Annotated in this window: 19 protein-coding genes, 1 pseudogene and 2 riboswitches; of the genes and pseudogenes, 11 read left to right on the top strand and 9 right to left on the bottom strand. The window is 62.4% G+C overall.

Annotation, left to right across the window (positions count from 1 at the left end; genetic code table 11):
* Positions 1-55 precede the first annotated feature (55 nt).
* The 3 genes and pseudogenes from P73_RS26795 to P73_RS20260 form a co-directional block, all read left to right on the top strand.
* Positions 56-196, top strand: a pseudogene (locus P73_RS26795) (LysR family transcriptional regulator); the annotation flags it as partial.
* Positions 197-351: 155 nt separating this feature from the next.
* On the top strand, positions 352-705 hold the full coding sequence (locus P73_RS26800; protein ID WP_217621816.1) for a LysR substrate-binding domain-containing protein: 354 nt from the start codon (positions 352-354) through the stop codon (positions 703-705).
* A 130-nt stretch (positions 706-835) separates the two neighbouring features.
* The gene (locus P73_RS20260) at positions 836-1930 is read left to right on the top strand and encodes an alpha/beta hydrolase (protein WP_052453461.1); all 1095 of its coding nucleotides are present in this window, start codon (positions 836-838) and stop codon (positions 1928-1930) included.
* A gap of 71 nt (positions 1931-2001) precedes the next feature.
* Here P73_RS20260 and P73_RS20265 read toward each other — a convergent pair whose 3' ends face one another.
* Together P73_RS20265 and P73_RS20270 are read right to left on the bottom strand one after the other, a co-directional pair.
* Positions 2002-2655: an NAD(P)H-binding protein gene (locus P73_RS20265; protein WP_043870983.1), complete on the bottom strand. Its 654-nt coding sequence runs from the start codon at positions 2653-2655 to the stop codon at positions 2002-2004.
* Between the two features lie 265 nt (positions 2656-2920).
* Positions 2921-3355: a 6,7-dimethyl-8-ribityllumazine synthase gene (locus P73_RS20270; RefSeq protein ID WP_043870984.1), complete on the bottom strand. Its 435-nt coding sequence runs from the start codon at positions 3353-3355 to the stop codon at positions 2921-2923.
* 73 nt (positions 3356-3428) lie between these two features.
* Positions 3429-3571: riboswitch (FMN riboswitch) on the bottom strand.
* A gap of 189 nt (positions 3572-3760) precedes the next feature.
* A riboswitch (cobalamin riboswitch) is annotated at positions 3761-3954 on the bottom strand.
* Between the two features lie 97 nt (positions 3955-4051).
* On the opposite strand from P73_RS20270, the gene P73_RS20275 reads away from it, so the two are divergent.
* The 8 genes from P73_RS20275 to P73_RS20310 all read left to right on the top strand — a co-directional run bounded on the left by P73_RS20275 (position 4052) and on the right by P73_RS20310 (position 11961).
* Positions 4052-4813, top strand: coding sequence for a FadR/GntR family transcriptional regulator (locus P73_RS20275; protein ID WP_202966925.1), 762 nt, complete (start codon positions 4052-4054; stop codon positions 4811-4813).
* A gap of 16 nt (positions 4814-4829) precedes the next feature.
* Positions 4830-5522 carry an RraA family protein gene (locus tag P73_RS20280; protein WP_043870985.1) on the top strand — a complete coding sequence of 231 codons (693 nt, stop codon included), beginning with the start codon at positions 4830-4832 and terminating at the stop codon, positions 5520-5522.
* Positions 5523-5531: 9 nt separating this feature from the next.
* Complete coding sequence (locus P73_RS20285; protein WP_043870986.1) at positions 5532-6614, top strand: ABC transporter ATP-binding protein; 1083 nt, start codon at positions 5532-5534, stop codon at positions 6612-6614.
* Positions 6611-7528 (top strand): carbohydrate ABC transporter permease, encoded by a 918-nt coding sequence (locus tag P73_RS20290; protein WP_043870987.1) that lies wholly within the window; start codon positions 6611-6613, stop codon positions 7526-7528. The genes P73_RS20285 and P73_RS20290 overlap by 4 nt, the downstream gene beginning before the upstream one ends.
* Entirely contained in the window at positions 7515-8405 is an 891-nt protein-coding gene (locus P73_RS20295) for a carbohydrate ABC transporter permease (RefSeq protein WP_202966926.1), read from the top strand. Before P73_RS20290 ends, P73_RS20295 begins: the two co-directional genes overlap by 14 nt.
* 65 nt (positions 8406-8470) lie before the next feature.
* Positions 8471-9718, top strand: a complete 1248-nt coding sequence (locus P73_RS20300) for an ABC transporter substrate-binding protein (protein ID WP_043870988.1) — start codon at positions 8471-8473, stop codon at positions 9716-9718.
* Positions 9719-9728: 10 nt separating this feature from the next.
* Complete coding sequence (locus P73_RS20305) at positions 9729-10172, top strand: RpiB/LacA/LacB family sugar-phosphate isomerase (RefSeq protein WP_043870989.1); 444 nt, start codon at positions 9729-9731, stop codon at positions 10170-10172.
* Positions 10173-11028: 856 nt separating this feature from the next.
* On the top strand, positions 11029-11961 hold the full coding sequence (locus tag P73_RS20310; protein ID WP_139267170.1) for a LysR family transcriptional regulator: 933 nt from the start codon (positions 11029-11031) through the stop codon (positions 11959-11961).
* A 6-nt stretch (positions 11962-11967) separates the two neighbouring features.
* Here the strand turns inward: P73_RS20310 and P73_RS20315 are convergent, their stop codons facing one another.
* From P73_RS20315 to P73_RS20345, 7 genes are all read right to left on the bottom strand, one after another.
* Positions 11968-13617 carry a dipeptide ABC transporter ATP-binding protein gene (locus P73_RS20315; protein ID WP_043870990.1) on the bottom strand — a complete coding sequence of 550 codons (1650 nt, stop codon included), beginning with the start codon at positions 13615-13617 and terminating at the stop codon, positions 11968-11970.
* Positions 13614-14486, bottom strand: coding sequence for an ABC transporter permease (locus P73_RS20320; RefSeq protein WP_052453462.1), 873 nt, complete (start codon positions 14484-14486; stop codon positions 13614-13616). The genes P73_RS20315 and P73_RS20320 overlap by 4 nt, the downstream gene beginning before the upstream one ends.
* On the bottom strand, positions 14486-15472 hold the full coding sequence (locus tag P73_RS20325) for an ABC transporter permease (protein ID WP_043872019.1): 987 nt from the start codon (positions 15470-15472) through the stop codon (positions 14486-14488). The genes P73_RS20320 and P73_RS20325 overlap by 1 nt, the downstream gene beginning before the upstream one ends.
* A 4-nt stretch (positions 15473-15476) precedes the next feature.
* Positions 15477-17072 carry an ABC transporter substrate-binding protein gene (locus P73_RS20330; protein ID WP_043870991.1) on the bottom strand — a complete coding sequence of 532 codons (1596 nt, stop codon included), beginning with the start codon at positions 17070-17072 and terminating at the stop codon, positions 15477-15479.
* A gap of 66 nt (positions 17073-17138) precedes the next feature.
* Complete coding sequence (locus tag P73_RS20335) at positions 17139-18734, bottom strand: ABC transporter substrate-binding protein (protein ID WP_043870992.1); 1596 nt, start codon at positions 18732-18734, stop codon at positions 17139-17141.
* Complete coding sequence (locus P73_RS20340; RefSeq protein ID WP_043870993.1) at positions 18734-19678, bottom strand: ABC transporter substrate-binding protein; 945 nt, start codon at positions 19676-19678, stop codon at positions 18734-18736. Before P73_RS20340 ends, P73_RS20335 begins: the two co-directional genes overlap by 1 nt.
* Complete coding sequence (locus tag P73_RS20345; protein ID WP_052453463.1) at positions 19675-20913, bottom strand: acyl-CoA dehydrogenase family protein; 1239 nt, start codon at positions 20911-20913, stop codon at positions 19675-19677. Before P73_RS20345 ends, P73_RS20340 begins: the two co-directional genes overlap by 4 nt.
* Between the last annotated feature and the right edge of the window lie 4 nt (positions 20914-20917).

Consider the following 20917-nt stretch of genomic DNA (forward strand, 5'->3'; position numbering starts at 1 on the left):
GCGGGATGAGCGCCGACGGATGACTTCTCACATGATGCGTGAGGAAAAATCACACATGAGACAGCAATTCACATCGCTCCCCGCGCTCGCTTGTTTTCGGGTTGCTGCCGAGCTTGAGAGCTTCAGCAAGGCAGCGGATCGCTTGAACCTGACGCTTGGCGCGGTCAGCCGCGCGGTGAGGCTGCTTGAGGATGACCTTGGTACGCCGCTTTTCGAGCGCCGCAACCGTGCGGTTTTTCTGACCGATGCCGGACGCAGGCTGGCGCAGGTGGTGGCGCGGGGCCTCGGCGAGATCGAGGAGGAAGCGCGGCGCATCAAGGCCGCACAGGCGCACGCGCCCGTCACCGTCTCGTGCGAACCGACACTGATGATGCGCTGGCTCATCCCCAGAATGCCACGCGGCCATCGGCGTGGACGACATGGGGCGAAATCAGTGGCGAAACCTGTGCGGCTAACCCCGGACGCGATTTCGAGCATTTCTATTTCAGCCTGCAAGCTGCCGTGGCGGGGCTGGGCGTCGCAATCGGGCCGCGGCATCTCGTTCAGGACGATATTCGCGCCGGGCTGCTTGTCGCGCCCAAAGGTTTCCATTCGGATGGAAGCGCCTATTACGTACTTTCGGCGCAAGAGCCGGAAAGGCATTCGACAATAGGCAAATTTCGGCACTGGCTGGCCAACCTGGCGTCCGGTGAAGCACAGGCATAACCACCGCTATTCCCTTCGCACGCGGAATTTCATGAAATCTCTTCATGACTACGTGCCGAACTGACCCTCTAATCCGCATGGTCTTGCGCTCCCATCTTTACCTCATTCGCATTCAAGACGAGGTATCGAAATGGCCGACACCACACAGCCAATCCCCGCAAACGCGGCAGTCGATCCAAGCCGCCGCAATCTTCTGAAGACGGTCGGCATCACCGCCGCCGCATTTGGCGCAGCCTCTGCCTTCGGCAGACCGCTGCGCGCTCAGTCCTCCGATTGGGACAAGACCTTTCCGCAAAGCGACGCGGTGGAGCACAGCAAGGTCGAGTTCACCAATCGCTACGGCATCACCCTGGTTGGTGATCTCTATACCCCCGCCGAGCGGCCATCCGACGCCATGCCCGCGTTGGCCGTGGCCGGTCCGTTCGGCGCGGTCAAGGAACAGGCCGCGGGCCTCTATGCCCAGACCATGGCGGAGCGCGGCTTCGTTACGCTCGCCTTCGATCCGTCCTATGTCGGGGAAAGCGGCGGACAGCCGCGCTCGGTTGCATCGCCGGACATCAACACCGAGGATTTCATGGCCGCGGTCGATTTCCTCGGCCTGCATGAGGGCGTGGACCGCGAGCGGATCGGCATCATTGGCATCTGCGGCTTCGGCGGCATGGCGCTGAACGCCGTGGCGGCCGACAAGCGGGTCAAGGCGGTCGCCACCACCAGCATGTATGACATGTCGCGCGTGATGGCGAAGGGCTATTACGACAGCCTGACCGACGAGCAGCGCGCGGCGGGCCTCGAACAGATGAGCCGTCAGCGCTGGGAAGATGCGGCAAGCAGCGAGCCGGCCCTTGCTGGCGGCCTGCCGGACAGCCTCGACGGCATCGACGATCCGGTCATCCGCATGTATCACGCCTATTACAAGGATTCCGAACGCGGCTATCATCCCCGATCGGTCAACTCCAACGACGGCTGGACGGTGACCAACCCGCTGTCCTTCATGAACATGCCACTGCTGACCTATATCGACGAAATCTCGCCGCGGCCTATGCTGGTGATCGCCGGCTCGGAGGCGCATTCGCGCTATTTCAGCGAAGACGCCGTCGCGGCGGCAGCCGAACCCAAGGAATTGATGATCATCGAGGGTGCCGATCATGTCGACCTCTACGATCAGGTCAACATCATCCCCTTCGACAAGCTCCAGTCGTTCTTTGAGGAGCATCTCGTCGCGTAAGGGACGAGCGTGCGCGCGGGGACCCAAGTCAGGGGGCGAGACAACCGCTTCGCCCCCTGCGGCTTGCGGGGTCAGACGCGCATCAGCCGGGCGACCGCCTGATCGACCGACATGTCGCCATCGGTCAGTTCGAGGATCTCGCGCCGGATTGCAGGCCGTTCGATCAGCGCGGCGATGACGCGGGCAACATTGCCCCGCGCGACGGCGCCGTAGGGGATGGCCGGGCCGAGCGTCACGCGCCCGTCTCCATCCTCGTGAACAAGTGTGCCGGGCCGAATGATGATCCAGTCGAGTTCCGACCGGGCCAGAGCGACATCGGCGCGCTTCTTCTCGGCCATGTAATGCTCGAAACGCGGATTTCGTTCGCGCTGGCGCCCGGCCTCCGGAAACGCCGAGACGAGATAGAAACGCGAGATGCCCAGGTCGCGGGCGGCTTCGGCGGCCTTGCCCGGCCCGTCACCGTCGATGGCAGTGGTCCGGTCCAGCCCGCTGCCCGCCGCCCCGGCCGAAAACACGATCACCTCGCAGCCGCGCGCGGCCTCGATCAGGTCGGCGACCGTCATGTCGATTATGTCGCCCGGAACCGGCGTTCCTCCCGCCTGCGCGATCGCTTCAGCCTGCTCGGGCTTGCGATGCAGGCCCACGACCTCGTGGCCTGCCTCCACGAGCATGGGAAGAAGACGGTGGCCGACGCCGCCGGTGGCTCCGATCAGGAATATCTTCATGGGGATCTTCTTTCTGTCTCCAGTGGGTGTTATCGAAACAAACGCTCGTGAACATTTGGTTGGTTCCTGCAATGGAGGACGCTTCTACGCCCCGCTGGTTTGCGCTGTTCAAATCAGCGCGGATTTCCATATTCAACAGCCGAAGCGTGTTCGTAGCTTCCCGAGGGAGGTACAGAATGCCGTCGGATTGCGGCTGATCCGGATGACCGGGCACCCTTGCATTCGAACCGGGGCGTGCCTCGCAAACAGGTATTCCTCCCCCCGGTTATGCCGCGACGGTCAGTCTCAATTTCGCCACAGCAAGTGCTGCTTCCGCTGCCTCCCGCCCCTTCTGTACGAAATGCTCTCGGTAAATCGCCTGATGATGGTCGGTTTCCTGGTAAACATGCGGCGTCAGGGAAACCGAAAGCACGGGAACATCGGTTTCAAGCCCGGCCTGCATCAAACCGTTAACCACCGCCTGAGCAACAAATTCGTGACGATAGATGCCGCCGTCCACCACGAAGGCCGCCGCAGCAACAGCGGCATAACGCCCGCTGCGGGCGACATCGCGCGCAAGTAGTGGCATCTCGAAGGCGCCCGGAACATCGAAGACATCCACTTGATCGGCAGGGATGACTTCACAGAAGCCATCCAGTGCGCGGTCGACAATTTCGGAATGCCAGTTTGCTTTGATAAAAGCATAGCGGGTGTGTGTCATTGTGATCTCCTTTGATAACAACACGTCACCCAAGGCGTCACTTACGCCATCCGCTCGCGAAATGCGGACTGAACGTAGTCTCTTTCATCCGGACTATAACCGTCGGCTCAGGAGTTGCACCTGATCTGCTGGTCCCTTCCATGGAAGGCGCTCGCGGGCTTCGGACCAGGTCCGTTTACCGCCGGTGAGGACTTGCACCTCGCCCTGAGAACGAGATGACCATAGGATGGCGTTTTGCCGGAGACAAGACCCAAGGATCTGCTGATCATCAAGATCAACAGCCACCTCCCTGTGCAGGCGATGCGTTTTCCAAGCCTTCTGAAATGCCCTGTTCCAGAGGGTTTCCAGCGCGGCGGTCACGGCCCGTTTCAAGAATTCCGATGTCTCTGGTGCGCCTTGCATCCGGACAGGGCGAACATTCCGGCAGGTCTCCTGCCTTGCGGGTCGAAGCTTTGCTGCGCCTTCCCATCCCGTCGGGACGATGGCGTTCGACAGCCTCGCCCACCGCTTGCACTCATGGATTCGGCTCGAATGAGCTCCCTATTGCGACTCTCTTCTAGGCAAAACTCCAAAAACTAGCCTGCATTATAATCAGAAGCTGCCCTCACCGCTAACTTCCCCGCTAATATTTGATCTTATGTTTGCCAGTATAAAAAAGTTATTTTCCATTGGTATTACCAATTTGGAGAGCGTGCGGTGCCTGCCGATAGCGACCTTAACATCATCAACCACAAAGAGACTGCCCGCGGGGACTACACCCGCGTGCTTGCCTTCCTGCGCGACCAACTGCTGACGGGCAAAATCAAGACCGGAGACAAGCTGCTGCCCGAGCGCGATCTCTCTGCGCTCCTGAACGTCAGCCGTCCGGTGCTGCGCGAAGCCCTGCGCGCTCTGGCAATGATCGGCGCGGTGGAGGTCCGGCACGGGGCTGGCACCTATGTCACCACGCCCGACGCCTCATCGCTGAGCGACTTCTTCTCGTTCGTCCTGGTGCAGCACGGAGAACAGTTCGATGACATCCTGGAGGCCCGCATCGCCATAGAGCACCACGCCATCCGGCTGGCCTGCGCGCGGGCCACCCAGTCGGATTACGACAACATGTCCCGCATCCTCGACCGCATCCACGACACCATAGAGGACGCACAACAGGGAGCCGATGCCGATTTTGCCTTTCACACGGCCATCGTCACCGCTGCACGCTCACCTGCTCTGTCGACGATCTACGGCGCACTGTCGCGTTTCCTGACCGACCTGCACTTCGTGCGGCGGCAGCGCATTCTCCAGGTTACGGGCATCCGGAGCTACCTCATCGATCATCACGCATCGCTTCTCGATGCGATCGTGCGGCGCGACCCCGCCGCTGCGGACAGGCTGCTGGCCGAGCATTTCCAGATCGGCGCCGATTTCAACCGGCGCGCCGTGCTCAGTCAGATCAAGCGGCCATCCTCCCCAACCTGAGCAAGGAGCTTACACAATGACAAACGAGGACGTGCTCGCCCTCTTCGAGGGCCTGCGCCTGGCCGACATCCGTGACGGGATGGACTGGGCCGGTCTCCACAACGTGGGCAGCGTCAACCGCGCCATCGGCCCGGTATTCCAGGGCGCCGAAGCGATGGGCATCGCACGCACCGTCCTTTGCCGCCCGACGCAGGTGCGCATCCCCACGATGACGCCCGAGGAATACAGCGACTGGTCACTGCAATACTATCTAGATCGCTACCAGGATCGCAGCGAAATCACCCCGAACGTCAAGCCGGGCGAGTTCATCGTCTTCGAGTCTGCCGGCACTGGCAGCGGCGAGATCGGCTCGGCCAATTCGCTCGAGTGGCACGCGATGGGCGCGCGCGGCATCGTCACCACCGGCGGGGTGCGCGACATCGACGAATGCATCCGCCACCGGATCCCGATCTTCAGCGCCCACCGCGCGCAGACGATGGTACAGGGCTATTCGGAACTGGCCGCGACGCAGGTGCCGGTCAACCTCGATGGCACGCTGGTCAATCCCGGCGACTTGATCGTCGCCAACGGCGACGGCGTGCTGGTCGTCCCGCAAACGCATTTCGAGATCGTCGCCAAGTGGGCGCGACGTGAGTTGGACCGCGACAAGGAATGGCGGACCCAGTGGTATGACAAACTCGGCTGGGACGACTCCCGCCGCGTACTCTGAGCTGAATTCATGGCCAACCTCGCGTTTCGCAATGTCGCAAAGACCTTCGGCGATCAGAGAGTTCTGTCCGACATCAACCTGGAAATCATGGACGGAGAATTCACCGTCCTGGTCGGACCCTCGGGCTGTGGCAAGTCGACCCTCCTGCGCATGATCGCGGGGCTCGAGACTGTCTCGCATGGTGACATCGTCATCAACGGTCGCCGGGTGAACGGACTGCAACCCAAATCGCGCAACATCGCGATGGTCTTCCAGAACTACGCGCTCTATCCGCATATGTCCGTGCGGCGGAACATGGGTTTCGGCTTGAGGATGCTGGGCTACAGCCGCGCGGATACCGACCGGCGCATCACCGACGCCGCCAGGCTCCTGGGGCTGGAGGCGCTGCTCGATCGCAAACCGGGCGCACTTTCGGGTGGTCAACGGCAACGGGTGGCGATGGGCCGCGCCATCGTGCGCGAGCCCGATGTCTTCTTGTTCGACGAGCCCCTGTCCAATCTCGATGCGCAGTTGCGGACTCAACTGCGCACCGAGATCCGCGCCTTGCAGACCAAGCTCGGCGTCACCAGCGTTTACGTTACACATGATCAAGTCGAGGCGATGACTATGGCCGATCGCATCGTCGTCATGCGCGCGGGACGGATCGAACAGGCTGGCTCGCCGCTGGAATTGTTCGACGCTCCCGCCACCCGGTTTGTCGCCGGGTTCATTGGCTCGCCGTCGATGAACTTCCTTCCCGCCACAACATCTCGGTCGGAAGGCGCACGGGTACTCAGGGCGGAAAACGGGGCCGAATTCCCCTTGCCGGCCGGCTACCATGCCCTGCCCGAGGGGCAGCGCGTCACTTATGGCATCCGTCCGCAGCACATGGCATTGTCGGAACGCGGCCCGGCCGGACGTGTCACGGGGGTCGAGACCTTTGGCCATGAGGCCTATGTGCAGGTCGACCTGAAGAGCATCCCCTTGATGATCCATGCGCCCGGACGCACACCGATCGCCCCCGGCGAAACGGTCTGCCTGGAGGTCGATGCCGAGAAGGCGGTGCTCTTCGATCCCGATACCGGCGCTGCACTGTCCCGGAGGGCGCCATGAGCCGGCAAGTGCAAGACGCCGACGAGCGCCGCCTCGCCAGAGCCGAGACGCTGATCGCCGCCGCCTTCCTCGGGCCTTGGCTGCTGGGCCTTGTGGTCTTCACCCTGGGTCCAATCCTTGTCTCGCTGCTGCTGGCCTTCACCGACTACGACCTGAACGGCATGCCGAACTGGATCGGCCTCGATAATTTTCGCGAGATGTTCTTCGAAGATCCGCGCTTCTGGCGTTCCGTGCGTGCCACCGCCGTCTATGTGGGCTTCTCGGTCCCGGCGATCCTTGTCTTCTCGCTCGCAGTTGCCATCGTGCTCAATCGCGGCTCTCGAATGATGCCCGTCTATCGCGTACTGATCTACATGCCCTCCCTGATGGGCAGCAGTGTCGCCGTCGCCATCCTATGGCGCCAGGTCTTCGGACGCGAGGGGCTTCTGAATGCGGCGCTGGCCCCCTTGGGACTGGCCGGAGGATCCTGGATCGGTTCGCCCTCGACGGCGATCTACACCTTGATCGCGCTGTCGGTCTGGGCCTTCGGGTCGACGATGGTGATCTTCCTCGCCGGACTGCGTCAGATCCCCGCGGAATATTACGAGGCTGCAAGGATCGACGGCGCCGGGCCAGTGAGGCAGTTCTTCCACATCACCCTGCCCTCGCTCAGCCCGGTGATGTTCTTCAACGCGATCATGGTCACCGTTCATTGCTTCCAGGCCTTCACCCCGTCCTATGTGGTCAGCCAAGGTACCGGCGGGCCGGTGGATTCCACCCTGCTCTACGCTCTCTACCTCTATGACAAGGCCTTCCGCCAACTGGACATGGGTTACGCGTCGGCCATGGCATGGCTGATGCTGGCCGTGCTGGCCATGCTCACGGGCCTCTTCTTCGCAACCTCCCGCTATTGGGTGCATTATGGCGAACGCTGAGCAGATCTCGGAACCCGGCGTCGCGCAGCGGCTGCTCTTTTCGCGATCGACGGTCGCGAAGAAACTGGCGTTTCACGGTCCGATCGTCGTGCTCATTGTCGCGCTGCTCTACCCGATGCTGTGGCTCGTGGGCGCCTCCTTCGCACCGGGCTCCAGCGCCGTGGGATCGCTGCCCATCCTGCCCGAGCGGGCCACGCTCGACAACTACCGAGACGGCTGGGCGGGGGTGGGCAACATCGGTTTTTCGACCTATTTCGTCAATTCAATGGCGATCTCGCTAATCTCCATCGTCGGCAACCTGTTTTCATGCACCATGGCCGCATATGCCTTTGCGCGCATGGAATTCCCGATGAAGCGGACGCTCTTCGCGCTCCTTCTGCTGACGATCCTGCTCCCCAACCAGGTCACGGTGATCCCGCAGTATATCATCTTCAACGCCTTGGGAATGGTGAACACCTACGGACCGCTGCTAATCCCCAAGTTCACCGCGGTCGATGCCTTTTACACCTTCCTGCTGGTCCAGTTCATCCGCGGCATACCGCAATCTCTGGACGAGGCTGCCCGGATCGACGGGTGCGGACATGCGCGGATCTTCTTCTGGATCATTCTGCCGCTGTGCCTGCCCGCGCTCGCCACCACGGCTGTCTTTACCTTCATCTACAGCTGGAACGACTTCCTTGGCCCGCTTCTCTACCTGAACAGTCCCGATCTCTACACCGTGCCGCTGGGGCTCTCGCAATTCATGGATGCCACTGGCCGCTCCATGATCGGCAGCCTCTTCGCCATGTCGGTGCTGTCTCTCGTCCCCCTCGTCGTCATCTTCGCAGTCGCGCAACGGCTGCTGACGACAGGCATCGCAACCACAGGAGCAAAATGATGCGTATAACCAGACCTACAGGCCGCTCCCCGGCATCCCTTACCAGGACGGCGCTGGCGCTGTCGATGACACTGCCCACCTTCGCGCCGGTCGCAGCCGCCGCGCAGGAGCAGGAGCTTTCGGGCAGCATCCGCTTCTCATGGTACGGCGGAACCGTCCGCAACCAGAAGATAGACGAGATGGTCGCGCTGTTCGAGGACCGCCATCCCGGCGCGACCATCGAACAGGAGCCAATGGACTGGATGGCCTATTGGGAGCGCCTAAGCGTGCAAGCGGCTGGGGACAACATGCCCTGCCTCGTCGGCATGCTGCCCTTCAACCTGCCCGACTATGCCAGCCGGAATCTACTTCTCGACATGCAGCCGCTGGTTGATGAAGGCATGATTGACCTGTCGGAGATTTCCGACAGCCTGATCGAGGCCAGCCGCACCCGCGACGGTGCTTTGCTCATGCTGCCCTACGGCGCGGCACCCGATACCATCACCTACAACGCGACACTTGTTGAAGAAGCTGGCCTCGAAGTGCCAGGTGATGGCTACACTTGGGACGATTACTTCGATTGGCTGGCCTCGAGCCAGGAGCATCTGCCGAATGGCGTCTGGGCGGCCGACAATCCGACCAACAACCCCGACCTGCTGCTGGCCTATATCGGATCGCATGGCTATCAGGCCTTCGATGACGAACAGCTCGGTTTCCCGCGCGAACTGCTGATTGCCTGGTTCCAGGAATGGGCCGATCTTGCCGAGATGGGCGCCGTAATCCCGCCCGACATGCTGTCAGAGGAACCGGGCCCGCATGAGATGAGCTATTTCGCCGAGGGCCGCGCGCTGGCCTCGAACCGCCCGGCGAATGCCCAACCCGCGTTGCACAGCGGTGTGGCGCAATCGGGCAGCGATGCCAGGCTGGAGACCCTGCTCTACCCGCTCGGGCCCGAGGGCGTGGGTGATTTCGTCCCCGTAAATTCACTCTCTATCGCGGCAAGCTGCAAGAACCTGCCGCTGGCGGCGGCTTTCGCAGACTTCTTCCTGAACGATCCCGAGGCGGCAGCCATCTTCGTATCGGATAACGGCGCCGTGACCAATGCCGCGCTGCTGGCCGAGCAGATCGCCGATCCCGAGACCCCTGAAGGCTCCCGCATCCTTCTCGAGGTTTTCGAGGCGGTGAACGAGCGCGGCAGCGTCCCGCAGATCTTCCCCTCCGGCTTCCAGACGCGCTTCACCGAAGTCCACCGCCGGATGATCATGGAGGTGTTCTTCGGCAGTCTGACGCCTGAAGAGGCCGCCGACGCCTTCTTCGCCGAAGCAGAGCAGTAAGGAGACGTCCATGCGTATCGCGATCGGTTGTGACCACGCCGGGTTTCCGGCAAAGCATACGGTCCTCGAGATCCTGAACTCGCTCGGCATGGAGCCGAGGGATTGCGGAACCGACAGCACGGAGCCCGTCGACTTCCCCGTCATGACCCGCAAGGTATGTCAGCTTGTGACTGGAGGCGAGGCCGATCGTGCGCTGCTGATCTGCGGCACCGGCGTCGGCGCGGTCATGGCCGCCAACCGCATCCGCGGCATCCGCGCCTTCGTCGGCCATGATGCCTATTCTGCGGCGCAAGGCGTCGAGCATGATAACGCCAATGTGATGTGCCTCGGCGCCTGGATTGTCGGCCCAGCTGTCATGCGGCACTCGATCACGGCGTTTCTCGCAGCCGAATTCAGCACCGAAGAGCATTTTCGCCGCCGCGTGGCGATGTTGTCTGCCATGGAACACGACTGATCCGTGGCAGTCTCCGGAATCGCCCGCCCCGCGGCGCCACCTTCCTTCGGTGCGGCCTCGCTGCTCGTCCAATGGAGCGGCTAGCCGCCCGTTTTGCCGTCCAGTCCTGCCTCTCCACTCAAGCAGGAGCCTCACAGTCAAACTCAGCATGGCAGGAGGGGTGCGGCGAGGGCTTCCGGAGAACTCCTCATACCCGCATGGTGATCCCGCCCGCAGATTGCCCGCCGTCGCCAGAACCGGACATAAATCTTCCGTGCCTCCCCGCGCAAAGCGACCGGTTTTCCCTGACATCGGCCGATCCCGATGTTGGTCTTCGCCTCAGGGGAGAGAGTCACTTGCTCCCGTCGGCCAAGATCAAGCCCAGTGGAAAAATACCGTCGATGGCCGGCGATACGGTCCGGTATAGGAAGCTCGAGCGGCTCCAGTCCAAGGCTGACCTCCACAGAATGCCCATAAGCCGCGCTGAAACGTCGACCGTATTCGCTAATGGTGAAGCGCTACTTGTCACTCATCTCGAAGATCTCATGCAGCTGCGCCCTATGAATATTCGCTTTTCTTCATCGCCCGGAGCAGGCCGTCGCCCCGAACCCAGCCATTGCGATAGCAGGTGTATTGCACGAACAGTATGTGGCGGGAACCATATCATCCCGGTGACCGATCCGGGGACAGGTCAGGAGCACCGCGGCAACCACAGCTTCCTCGTTTGGTGCGACCGCTGCTAGTGGAATACGACAGGCGGAGTGTCAGCAACAGTTCTTCACGCAGACCTGTCCAAGCTGCGGCCAATTTGCTAATGAAGATAACATAACGAACACCTTGCCGGTGTGCTGCGGATATCGGGACGTTCCCTTTGGACATGAAACAACTTGAAGCCTTTGCTGCAGTGATTTCGACTGGTTCGATTACGGCGGCAGCCCGTAAGCTCGGACGCTCTCAGCCGACAGTCACCCGGCTGATCCGCGAACTGGAGACCTCGTTGGGGCGGGAATTATTCCAGCGTAGCGGACCGCGCGTGTCCCCCTTGGATAGCGGGTATGAATTTTACAGGCAGATCGAGCCGGCACTACAGCGACTGCGTGAAGCCCGCAGCTATGTCGAGGCGGGCGGAACGATCCGAGTCCCGACCCTGCGCGTGGCAGCGACCCATGAATTGGCGGCCAGCCTTTTGCCGGCGGCCTTGGCCAACTGGAATCGTCCCGATATACCGGTCAGCATCCAGGGCCACTCGCCGGAAGTCGTGGTGCAACTCGTGCAGAACGGGCTGGTCGACATCGGCCTGAATAGCCTGCCGCTGGAACATCAAGGGCTACAGATCCACTGGCTGGGCGAGGGGCCGCGGCTGGCGGCTGTCCGTGCCGATGACCCGCTGGCGGCAAAGGAGCGGATCGCTCTGACGGATTTTCATGGGCGGCGGATGATTCTCTTGTCGAACCCACATCGGGCACCAGATGCGTTGCGGGGGCTGATCGAAGACGCCCATGCCGGCGGACTGGCCTCGATTGAGACCAATGTCGCCATTGCGCTTCTGATGGCGGTGCAGGCAGGGCTGGGTATCGCCATCGTGCATCCGACCATTGCCGCCAGTATGTCGCTGCCCGATGTGGTGCTGCGTCCGCTGGAGATGACGCTGCCTTACACCTTCGGAGCGATCACACCAGCGGGCCGGGCGATGGTCCTGCCGCATGTCCTTGATTTCGTCCAAGTCCTTGCCGATACCGCCAGCCGGATCGTACCCGATTTCCGCCTGCACGAGGCGCAGGACCACGCCCGTCTCCTTCGGCACGCCTGATATGGATCAGGCAACCGACATCAGCGCGCGTGTGTAATCATCCATGCCGGCATCGCCGGCGGTCAGGCGCTGGAGGCTGTCTATGATCTTTCCATGCCGCATCACCAGCGTTCGGTCCGAGAAATAGTCGACCACCGCCAGATCATGCGAGATGAAGAGGAGCGAGAGCCTGAACTCCTGCTTCAGATCGGCGAGAAGGTTCAGCACCTTGGCCTGTACCGAGACGTCCAGTGCCGAGACCGGCTCGTCGCAGACCAGAAGCCGTGGCCGGAGGATCAGGGCGCGGGCAATGGCAATACGCTGCCTTTGCCCGCCCGAGAATTCATGCGGCCAGCGGGTCAGGCTGTCAACTGGCAGCCGCACCTGGTCCAGCGCCTCGGCCATCTTGGCGCGGCGCTCGCGCCGGTCCACAACTCCATGCAGACGCAAGACCGCATCCAATGTGTCGCCAATGCTATGACGCGGGTTCAGACTGGCGAATGGATCCTGGAACACCATCTGGATATTACGCCGCACCGGGCGCATACGCCGTTCGGACAGATGAGTAATGTCCTGCCCATCAAACAGGATGCGCCCCGCCTGTGCAGGAAGCAGCCGCAGGAGGGCGCGCGACAAGGTCGATTTGCCGCTGCCTGACTCGCCCACCAGCCCCAGTGTTTCGCCTGGAGCGATGGTCAGCGACACCCCGTCTACGGCGGGTGCGGGAGCAGATTTATGAGTGACGATAAGATCTTCCACCGACAGAAGCGGGGCCGCGGTCAGCGGCATCGTCGGCATCGGCGGCGGGGCGTGCCGGACGTCATAGGCATAGGTTCCATCCGGCTTCTCCTGGATGTCGATTTCGGCCAGCCGTTCCGTGGCATAGTGCCGCCTGTCCTCTAGCCGGATCGACGCCCGGATCAGCCCGCGCGTATAGGGATGATGCCCGTGGCTTCGCAGGTCGGTCGAACTCAGCTCCTCGAGCTTCTCCCCATGGTGCATGACGATGGCCCGGTCGGTGTGGCGGGACACGACTGACAGATCGTGCGAGATCAGGAGCAGGCCCATCGCCATCTCACGCCGGAGACTGCCCAGCAGTTCCAGTATCTCGTGCTGGATCGTGGCATCCAACGCCGTCGTCGGCTCGTCAGCGATCAGGATGTCGGGCGAGCAGGCGATCGCCATGGCGATCATTGCCCGCTGACGCTGACCGCCCGATAGCTGGTGCGGATATTGCGCAATGCGCCGAGCGGGATCGTCCAGCCGCACCAGGTCCAGGAGTTCCAGAACCCGCTCCCGGATGGCGGCGCGCCGGGCGGGCCGGTGCTCGCGCAGAACCTCAGCGATTTGCCAGCCGATCGGATAGATCGGATTCAGCGAGGTCATCGGCTCCTGGAAGACGATGCCCATCTGGTTGCCCTGCAATGCGCGGCGGCAGGCCGAAGGCATGGACAACAGGTCCTCGCCCGCAAGCCGCGCCTCGCCGGTAACTGTCGTGTTCGGGGGCAAAAGGCCCATCACCGCCATCGCCGTAGTCGATTTCCCGCAGCCAGATTCGCCCACCAGCGCAAGGGCTTCCCCGCGGGCGAGTTTCAGGTCCAGCGCCGTTACGGCCGGGGCAGCTGCGCCGGCATGTCGGACCGTCAAGCCGCGCAACTCGAGCAGCGGGATAGTCATGGCCGACCTCCGTGTCGCAAACGCGGGTTCAGAGCATCGTTTAGTCCATCTCCGATCAGGTTGAACGCAAGGACGGTCAGCACGATGGCCAGCCCCGGTATTACGGTCAGAAACCATTCGCTGCGCACATACTCGCGGCCGATACCGATCATCGTACCCCAGGTCATCGCATTCGGATCCCCGAGACCCATGAAGGACAGCGCAGATTCCATGAGCACGGCCGAGGCGATGGTGATCGACACTGCCACGATGAGGGGTGGTAATGCGTTAGGCAGGATCTCTCGCCAAAGGATATGCACAGGGCCGAAACCCGAGGCTCGGGCCGCGGCCACGAATTCGCGCTGTCGTAAACTGCGGACCTCAGCTCGGGTCAGGCGAGCGATATTATCCCATGACACCAGCGCGATCCCGGTAATCACCGTGGCGACCGAAGGCTGAACGAACGCCACCAGAACGACGAGCAGCACGAAATGCGGGATGGTCTGGAAGATCTCGATCAATCGGACGATCAGATCATCTACTAGCCCACCCGCATAGCCGGAGATACCGCCGACGGTGACGCCAATGGCCAGCGCGATGACGGCGGACGTGATGCCCACGAAAAGGGAAACGCGCGCGCCATGCAGAAGCCCGGCGAGTACATCGCGACCGAGGGAATCCGTGCCCAGGGGAAACGCTGGATTCTGGTTTGGCCACTGAAGAGGGCGTCCCACCAGCGCCATTGGGCTGCCGGGCGTAAGCACATCGGCCAGTCCGGCCAGCGCCACGATCAGCGCCAGCAGGCCAAGGCCCGCCAGCGCATTCGGGTTGCGCAAGAGGAGCCGGATCCAGCCCAGCCGGGTTTCAACCGGAGCGACGGCGTCGAACATCAGCGGATCTCCAGCCGGGGGTCGAGCAGGGCCTGCAAGATATCCACAAGCGCGTTGATCACGATCACCGCCATAGCAGAGACCAGAAGGATGCCGAGAAGCACCATGTATTCGCGGGCAAGCACCGCCTCGTAGGCCAGCCGACCGAGTCCAGGCCAAGTATAGACGGTTTCCACCACCACGGCTCCACCCAGGATGCCGGCGGCATGGCTGCCGACCAGAGTGGTGACGGGGATCAGCGCGTTGCGCAGCACATGGCGACGGATCACCCGACCGGGACGCAAACCCTTGGCACGGGCGGTGCGGACGTGGTCCTGCCCTCCAGCCTCCAGCACCGCGGCGCGGGTCAGTCGAGCATAAATCGCCATGAAGTAGAGCGCGAGCGAGCTCGCCGGCAGCAGAAGATAGGGTAAAATGTCGCGCAGCCAGGCAATCCCGCTCAGTCCTACTCCCACCGTTCCCGCACCGCCCGGCGGCAACCAGCCCAACCGGACTGAGAAGAGAATGATCAGCATAAGCCCGATCCAGAAAGTCGGCACCGAATAAAAGAGAAGGGAGACCACCGACAACACCCGGTCAGGCCAACGGCCGGCCGACAGTGCCATGACCGTTCCCATGGCAAGTCCGAGAACCAGCGCGACTGCGATAGCCGAGGCCATCAGGATCACCGTGGCGGGCAGACGTTGCAGGATCAGATCCGCCACCGGCACGTTGTAGCGTGCTGACTGGCCCAAGCTGAACCGGCCAAGATGGCTGTAGTAGGTCCACAACTGCTCGATCAGGGGACGGTCGAGGCCATGTGTCTTGCGGATCGCCGCCAGACTTTCCTCTGTCGCAGCGCCGGCTTCGGCCGCCAGCACGTCGGCGGCATCGCCGGGGGCAAGTTGCATCAGCAGGAAACCCAGCGTCACGATCACCAAGACCGTGGGCACTGCCTGCAGCACATTGCGGGAGAGCGCCCGCAAGATTCTGCGTGAAACGCTCATCTGATCAGGCCTCGAACCAAGCGGCGCCCAGATCACCCTTGGCCCCGTCACCGCTCACGACGAAATCCTTCAGCTTCGCATTGGCGAGGGTGAATTTTTTCAGAGCGACCAAAGGCACCTCGGGCAGTTCCTCGGTCACGATCTTCTGGAACTGCGAATAGAGCTCGCGCCGTTTTTCCAGATCGGGCTCGACGGCGGCGCCTTCCAGCAGTCGATCCACCTCAGGATTGGCATAGCCCGTCACATTCGAGAAGGCGACGCCGGGGCGAATGTTCTTGGACCAGAACAAGCGCTGCACCCCGATAGCCGGATCGTGGTTCACGCTGACGGAGGAGAAACTGAGGTCAAACGCCCGATCGGTGTAAACCGTCCTGATCCATTCGGCGGTGTCGGACACCACATGATCGATACCAATGCCTACAGCGATCAGTTGCTGCTTGATCATCTCCGCGGCGGCGCGGTGGTCGGCACCTTCGGGATAGCCGCGCAGCCGGAGGGTGAAACGGGTGCCATCCGTCGCACGCGGGAAGCCCGCTTCGTCCAGCAGCACTTCCGCCCGCGCCGGATCAAAGGGATGAGTCGTGACATCCGACTCGTAAAACCGTTTCGCGGTCGGGGGCAGAGGACCTGTCGCAAGGCTGCCGTTACCCAGATACGCGATATCGAGGATCGCTTGCTGGTTGATGGCATGGGCGATGGCCTGCCGCACCTTCAATTTGGAGAGGAACTCGTTGTCCAGCCGGAATTCCAGCCGGACGTAGAAAGGTGCCGCCTCATAAGATGCGCTTTCGATCTGTATCGTCGGCAGGGCGCGCAGTCGCTGCACCTCGGAAGGGGCAATGGGCGTTTCCACCCCGATATCGACTTCGCCCGTTTCAAGCGCCACCGAGCGCGCAGCGGTATCGCCAACGAAGCGATAGACGATGCGGTTCAGGATGGGCTTTGTGCTGTCCCAGTAATCCGGATTGCGTTCAAGGATCACATGGCTACCGGGCACCCATTCGCGGAAAACAAATGGGCCGGTGCCGACGGGAGCGTTATTCGCCGGATTCTCCAGTGGATCACCTGCATTCTCATACCGATGAGCCGGCAAGATCGGGGTTTCCGAGGCATGAAGGAAATCCATCAGATAGGGCACCGGATCGGACAGCTGCAGGACAGCGGTGTGCTCGTCCGGCGTCTCGACATCGGTCAGGCTCTTGAACACGACGCCGCCGCGGGGATGCGTCTCGCGCAGGGTGCGGATCGAGAAGGCCACGTCCTTCGCTGTGAAGGGTGCGCCGTCATGCCATTTCACCCCCTTGCGCAGATGGAAAGCGAAGCTGCGGGCATCGGGAGCAATTTCCCAGCTCTCGGCCAGAAGGGGCTGCGGGTTCTGGTCGAAATCGTACTGAACCAGTCCCTCGTTAATCTTCGGTCCGATATAGTAAATCCCGGCGTTGGCCGCGCGGATACCGGTGAGGATGCCGGGATCCGAACCCAGCAGGAAATTCAGTGTATCGCGCGCCGTGGTCGCGGCGCGGGCGGGACCTGCGGCGGAAAGCCCACCGCCAAGGATGGTGGCGCCGAGAAGGGTAGTGAAGCTGCGGCGGCTGATCATGATCGTTGCTCCGGTGTAGGGACAGGTTCGAGGCGCATCCTATCCGTCGGCACGCGCCTCTCGGATTCAGGTTTCGAACCACGCCGAGGCGAGATCGCCCTTCACCCCATCGCCATTGGCGACGTAGTCTTTCAGCTTCGCATTCGCGAGGGTGACATGGGCGAAAGCGACCAATGGCACTTCTGGCAGGTCGCGGGTCAGGATTTGCTGAAACTCGACATAAAGCGCCTGGCGCTTGGTCAGATCGGGCTCAATGGCGGCAGCTTCAAGGATGCGGTCCACTTCGGGGTTGGAATAGCCTGACCCGTTCGAGAAGGCTACGCCGGGCTTGATGTTCCTGGACCAGAACAGCCGGTGGACACCGATCGCGGGATCCTTGTTGGTATTGACGGGCGTCAGGTTGAGATCAAAGGCTGCATCTGTATAGACGGCCTGGATATAAGCTGCCACATCGCCCACATTGTGCTCGATTCCGATGCCCACTGCGATCAGGGCTTGCTTGACGATCTCGGCGGCGGAGCGGTGATCGGGGCCGGCGGGATAGTTCTGCAACCGTAGAGTGAATCGGGTGCCGTCGGCGCCGCGTGGGAACCCCGCTTCGTCAAGCAAGGCCTCGGCCTTCGACACATCGAAGTCATAAAGCGTGACGTCGCGGGTGTAAAACCGGTGGCTACCCGGCTGAAGCGGGCCGGTGGCGATGGCACCCTGTCCCAGATAGGCGACATCTAGGATCAGTTGCTTGTCTATGGCATGGGCGATGGCCTGCCGCACCCGCAGGTCCGCCAGATGCTCATTCGCCAGACGGAACTCCAGACGGGTGTAGAATGGCTCATCCTCGTAGGATGCGCTTTCGACGGCGATGTTCGGCAGTTGCGCCAACCGGCTGATCTCATTGCGCGAGATCGGGGTTTCGACCGCTAGGTCCACCTCTCCCGTCTCGATCGCCACCGCGCGGGCAGCGGGATCGACGATAATCTTATAGACGATCGTGGCGAGGGTCGGTTTGCCGAGATCCCAGTATTCGGCGTTCTTTTCCAGGATCACATGGCTGCCCGGCACCCATTCCTTGAACTTGAAGGGTCCGGTGCCAACGGGTGCGTTATTCACCGGATTGGCTAGCGGATCAGAGCCTTCGTAAAGATGGGCGGCGACGATTGGGGTTTCCGTGCCCTGAAGGAAATACAGGAAGTAGGGAACCGGGTCTTCTAGCGTGACGACCACCTTGAGGGGGTCCGTGGCGTCGATGTCGACCAGACCCGCAAAGACTGATCGACCACGCGGATGATGCTCGCGCAGGGTACGGATCGAATAGGCCACGTCCCGTGATGTGAACGGCGTGCCGTCATGCCACTTCACCCCGTCACGCAGATGGAAGGTATAGATTCTGGCATCCTCTGACACTTCCCAGGCGGACGCCAGCAGCGGCATCGGGTTTTGGTCGTGATCATAGGAAACGAGTCCCTCGTTGATCTTTGCTCCGATATAGAAGGCGCCGATGCTGCCGCCTGACAGGTTCGACAGGGTGCCCGGATCGTTGGGCAAAAGGAAGTTCAGCGTATCCCGCGCGGTGGCGGCGGTAGCCCAATCGGGGCGGGCAAAGGCAAGTGCGAAGGCAGAGGCACCAAATAGGGTGGTGAAGGTACGGCGGGAAAGGTCGGTCATCACAGTTTCCTCGGGATCCGCTGCGGTTGCAACACGGTTTCAAAAGTCTGGGGGTCAGCAAGCGCCGCGGCTATTGTGACAGGGCCGGACAGACGGCCTGCGCGCAGCAGGGCATCGGCGCCGGCCTGCAATTCTTCGGCGATACCTGGGACGATGGCTGGTAGCACCTCCCACGGCAGGCGCGACAGGGCCTCTGCCCAATCCCGGGCCTTGTCGCCCCGGGGGTGGTGCGCGGCGAAGATGGCGGAGGTGCGTTCGGGATCGGCCTGGACCGCGGCCCCGGTCGCGCGTAGGGCCTCAAGGAGCGCTGCAATGGCGCCGCGCTTATCGCGCAGGGCGGAACGATCGGCGAACCAGTAGGAACGATTACCGCGCCACAGCCCTCTCGTTGCGAGTTCCGGGGTCAGATCAGGCAGCAGGCGCACCGCCGGATCACGTTCGGCGGCGACAAGCGCCGCGCCGCTGGCGAACCATGCATCGGTCCGACCGGCGAGAAGCGCTTCTCGACCCGAAAATCCCTCGACCAAAGTAAAATCCGCAAGAGTTCCTCCCACGTGTTCGGCTGCCAGTGCCAAGAACATCTCCTGCCACGACCCCAGCGTTACGCCGATGCTTCGCCCGATCAGGTCCGTCAGATCGCGGGCCGGATCGCCTTTGCGCACCAGAATGCCCGCGAAGGCAGGACGCGGCGCGGTCGCCCCTAGGAGAACGAGTTCCACCCCGTCCGCCAGCGCAAGCAGGAGAGGCAATGCGCCGGATCCGCCGACCTCGATCCGGCGCGAAGCCAGAAGGCCCGGCAGATCCAACCCGCGCGAGAATTCCAGCCACTCGGCTCTCGCGCCGGAGGCGGCAAGGGCGGCATCTGCCGTGCCCAGATGCCAGGCCAGGAACAACGCCTGACTGCCCGGATGCACACCGATGCGCAGTGGAACAGGGGCAGTCATTTCGCCTGTGCCTCCGGCGCGGTGAAGGGCGCCCAGTTCGGAGCCTCGCCTGTCAGCAGGTATCGTCCCGCCTGCACATATTTCCACGTCAGGGAGTCATGCACGCTGTGGGTGCGCGCATTGCGCCAGTGCCGGTCGAGCGCGTGCTTCAGATCGGTAGCCGAGGCACCGACCAGTCCAATGACGGCGGTGGACGTTTCCAGCGCGACCTCGGCCGCGAAGGCCTTGGCCTCTGACACCGCGATCAGGGCCTCACCTACATTGTCGACGTTGTAGTCACCTGTGGCGTGGACCGCGTCGATGATCTCCGCCGCGCGCAGCACCATAGCGCGGGCGGCATGGGTCGAGGTTGCCAACCTGCCCAGTTGGGCCTGCACAAGCAGATCCTCGGCAACTACATCTGCCCCGCCCTCGGTGATGATTTCGGCATGGGGGCGCGCCTTGGTGCGGACGAAATCTGTGCCGTCATGCAGGGCGTTCTCGGCAATCCCTGTCTCGATGGCACCATGGGTCAGAAAGGCCAGAGCCTTGTTGATGTCGCTTTCCGGGCCGTGATAGGGCAGGAAATCCACCAGTTCCGCCGGTACCCGCACCGCCGTGAACGTGGCTGTACCACTGGTGGTGCTACGCTGGCCAAAGCCGTGCCAGTCATCGTCGATCTGGATACCGGGCGTATCGCGTGGCACATAAGCGGTGGCCAGCCGGTTGTCATCCGACAAGGCACGCACCGCGATCCACTGACTCGTCAGAGCACCGGTGGTGTAATACTTGCGCCCCTCGATCAGGTAGGAGCCATCCGTCTGCCGGTTGATGCGGGTGACAAAAGAGGCGGCCGATTTACCGCCTCGCTCGGCCGAGGCATTCGACAGGCGCTCGCCCGCCAAGATGCGGGGATAGAGGCGCCGACGCAAATGTTCAGGTCCCATCACGCGCAGTCGGTCGATCGACGTGAAATGGGACTGCACTGTCTGCGCGATGGAACTGTCCACCGAGGCGAGAATGCGAATGACGTCGATCACCTCTGAAATGGCGACGCCGGCCCCGCCATAGGCTCTGGGAATATTGATGCCCAGAAGGCCGGTTTGCGCCAAGGCACGCAGTTCGTCATACGGCGGGGTGCCCTTCCGGTCGCGCAGACCGGCCCCTTCGCGAATGCTTTCGGCATAGTCACGGGCCACATGGAACGCCTCGGCGGCGTTGTCCAGGACGGGGACAGTCTTGAGTGTGGTTGTCATCGCT

It is taken from the genome of Celeribacter indicus (assembly GCF_000819565.1).
GTDB lineage: Bacteria > Pseudomonadota > Alphaproteobacteria > Rhodobacterales > Rhodobacteraceae > Celeribacter > Celeribacter indicus.

Bases quoted from the DNA above. Each gene is read 5' to 3' on its own strand.
- P73_RS20260 (WP_052453461.1), top strand. From the start codon at position 836: ATGGCCGACACCACACAGCCAATCCCCGCAAACGCGGCAGTCGATCCA.
- P73_RS20265 (WP_043870983.1), bottom strand. From the start codon at position 2,655: ATGAAGATATTCCTGATCGGAGCCACCGGCGGCGTCGGCCACCGTCTT.
- P73_RS20270 (WP_043870984.1), bottom strand. From the start codon at position 3,355: ATGACACACACCCGCTATGCTTTTATCAAAGCAAACTGGCATTCCGAA.
- P73_RS20280 (WP_043870985.1), top strand. From the start codon at position 4,830: ATGACAAACGAGGACGTGCTCGCCCTCTTCGAGGGCCTGCGCCTGGCC.
- P73_RS20285 (WP_043870986.1), top strand. From the start codon at position 5,532: ATGGCCAACCTCGCGTTTCGCAATGTCGCAAAGACCTTCGGCGATCAG.
- P73_RS20290 (WP_043870987.1), top strand. From the start codon at position 6,611: ATGAGCCGGCAAGTGCAAGACGCCGACGAGCGCCGCCTCGCCAGAGCC.
- P73_RS20295 (WP_202966926.1), top strand. From the start codon at position 7,515: ATGGCGAACGCTGAGCAGATCTCGGAACCCGGCGTCGCGCAGCGGCTG.
- P73_RS20300 (WP_043870988.1), top strand. From the start codon at position 8,471: ATGACACTGCCCACCTTCGCGCCGGTCGCAGCCGCCGCGCAGGAGCAG.
- P73_RS20305 (WP_043870989.1), top strand. From the start codon at position 9,729: ATGCGTATCGCGATCGGTTGTGACCACGCCGGGTTTCCGGCAAAGCAT.
- P73_RS20310 (WP_139267170.1), top strand. From the start codon at position 11,029: ATGAAACAACTTGAAGCCTTTGCTGCAGTGATTTCGACTGGTTCGATT.
- P73_RS20315 (WP_043870990.1), bottom strand. From the start codon at position 13,617: ATGACTATCCCGCTGCTCGAGTTGCGCGGCTTGACGGTCCGACATGCC.
- P73_RS20320 (WP_052453462.1), bottom strand. From the start codon at position 14,486: ATGTTCGACGCCGTCGCTCCGGTTGAAACCCGGCTGGGCTGGATCCGG.
- P73_RS20325 (WP_043872019.1), bottom strand. From the start codon at position 15,472: ATGAGCGTTTCACGCAGAATCTTGCGGGCGCTCTCCCGCAATGTGCTG.
- P73_RS20330 (WP_043870991.1), bottom strand. From the start codon at position 17,072: ATGATCAGCCGCCGCAGCTTCACTACCCTTCTCGGCGCCACCATCCTT.
- P73_RS20335 (WP_043870992.1), bottom strand. From the start codon at position 18,734: ATGACCGACCTTTCCCGCCGTACCTTCACCACCCTATTTGGTGCCTCT.
- P73_RS20340 (WP_043870993.1), bottom strand. From the start codon at position 19,678: ATGACTGCCCCTGTTCCACTGCGCATCGGTGTGCATCCGGGCAGTCAG.
- P73_RS20345 (WP_052453463.1), bottom strand. From the start codon at position 20,913: ATGACAACCACACTCAAGACTGTCCCCGTCCTGGACAACGCCGCCGAG.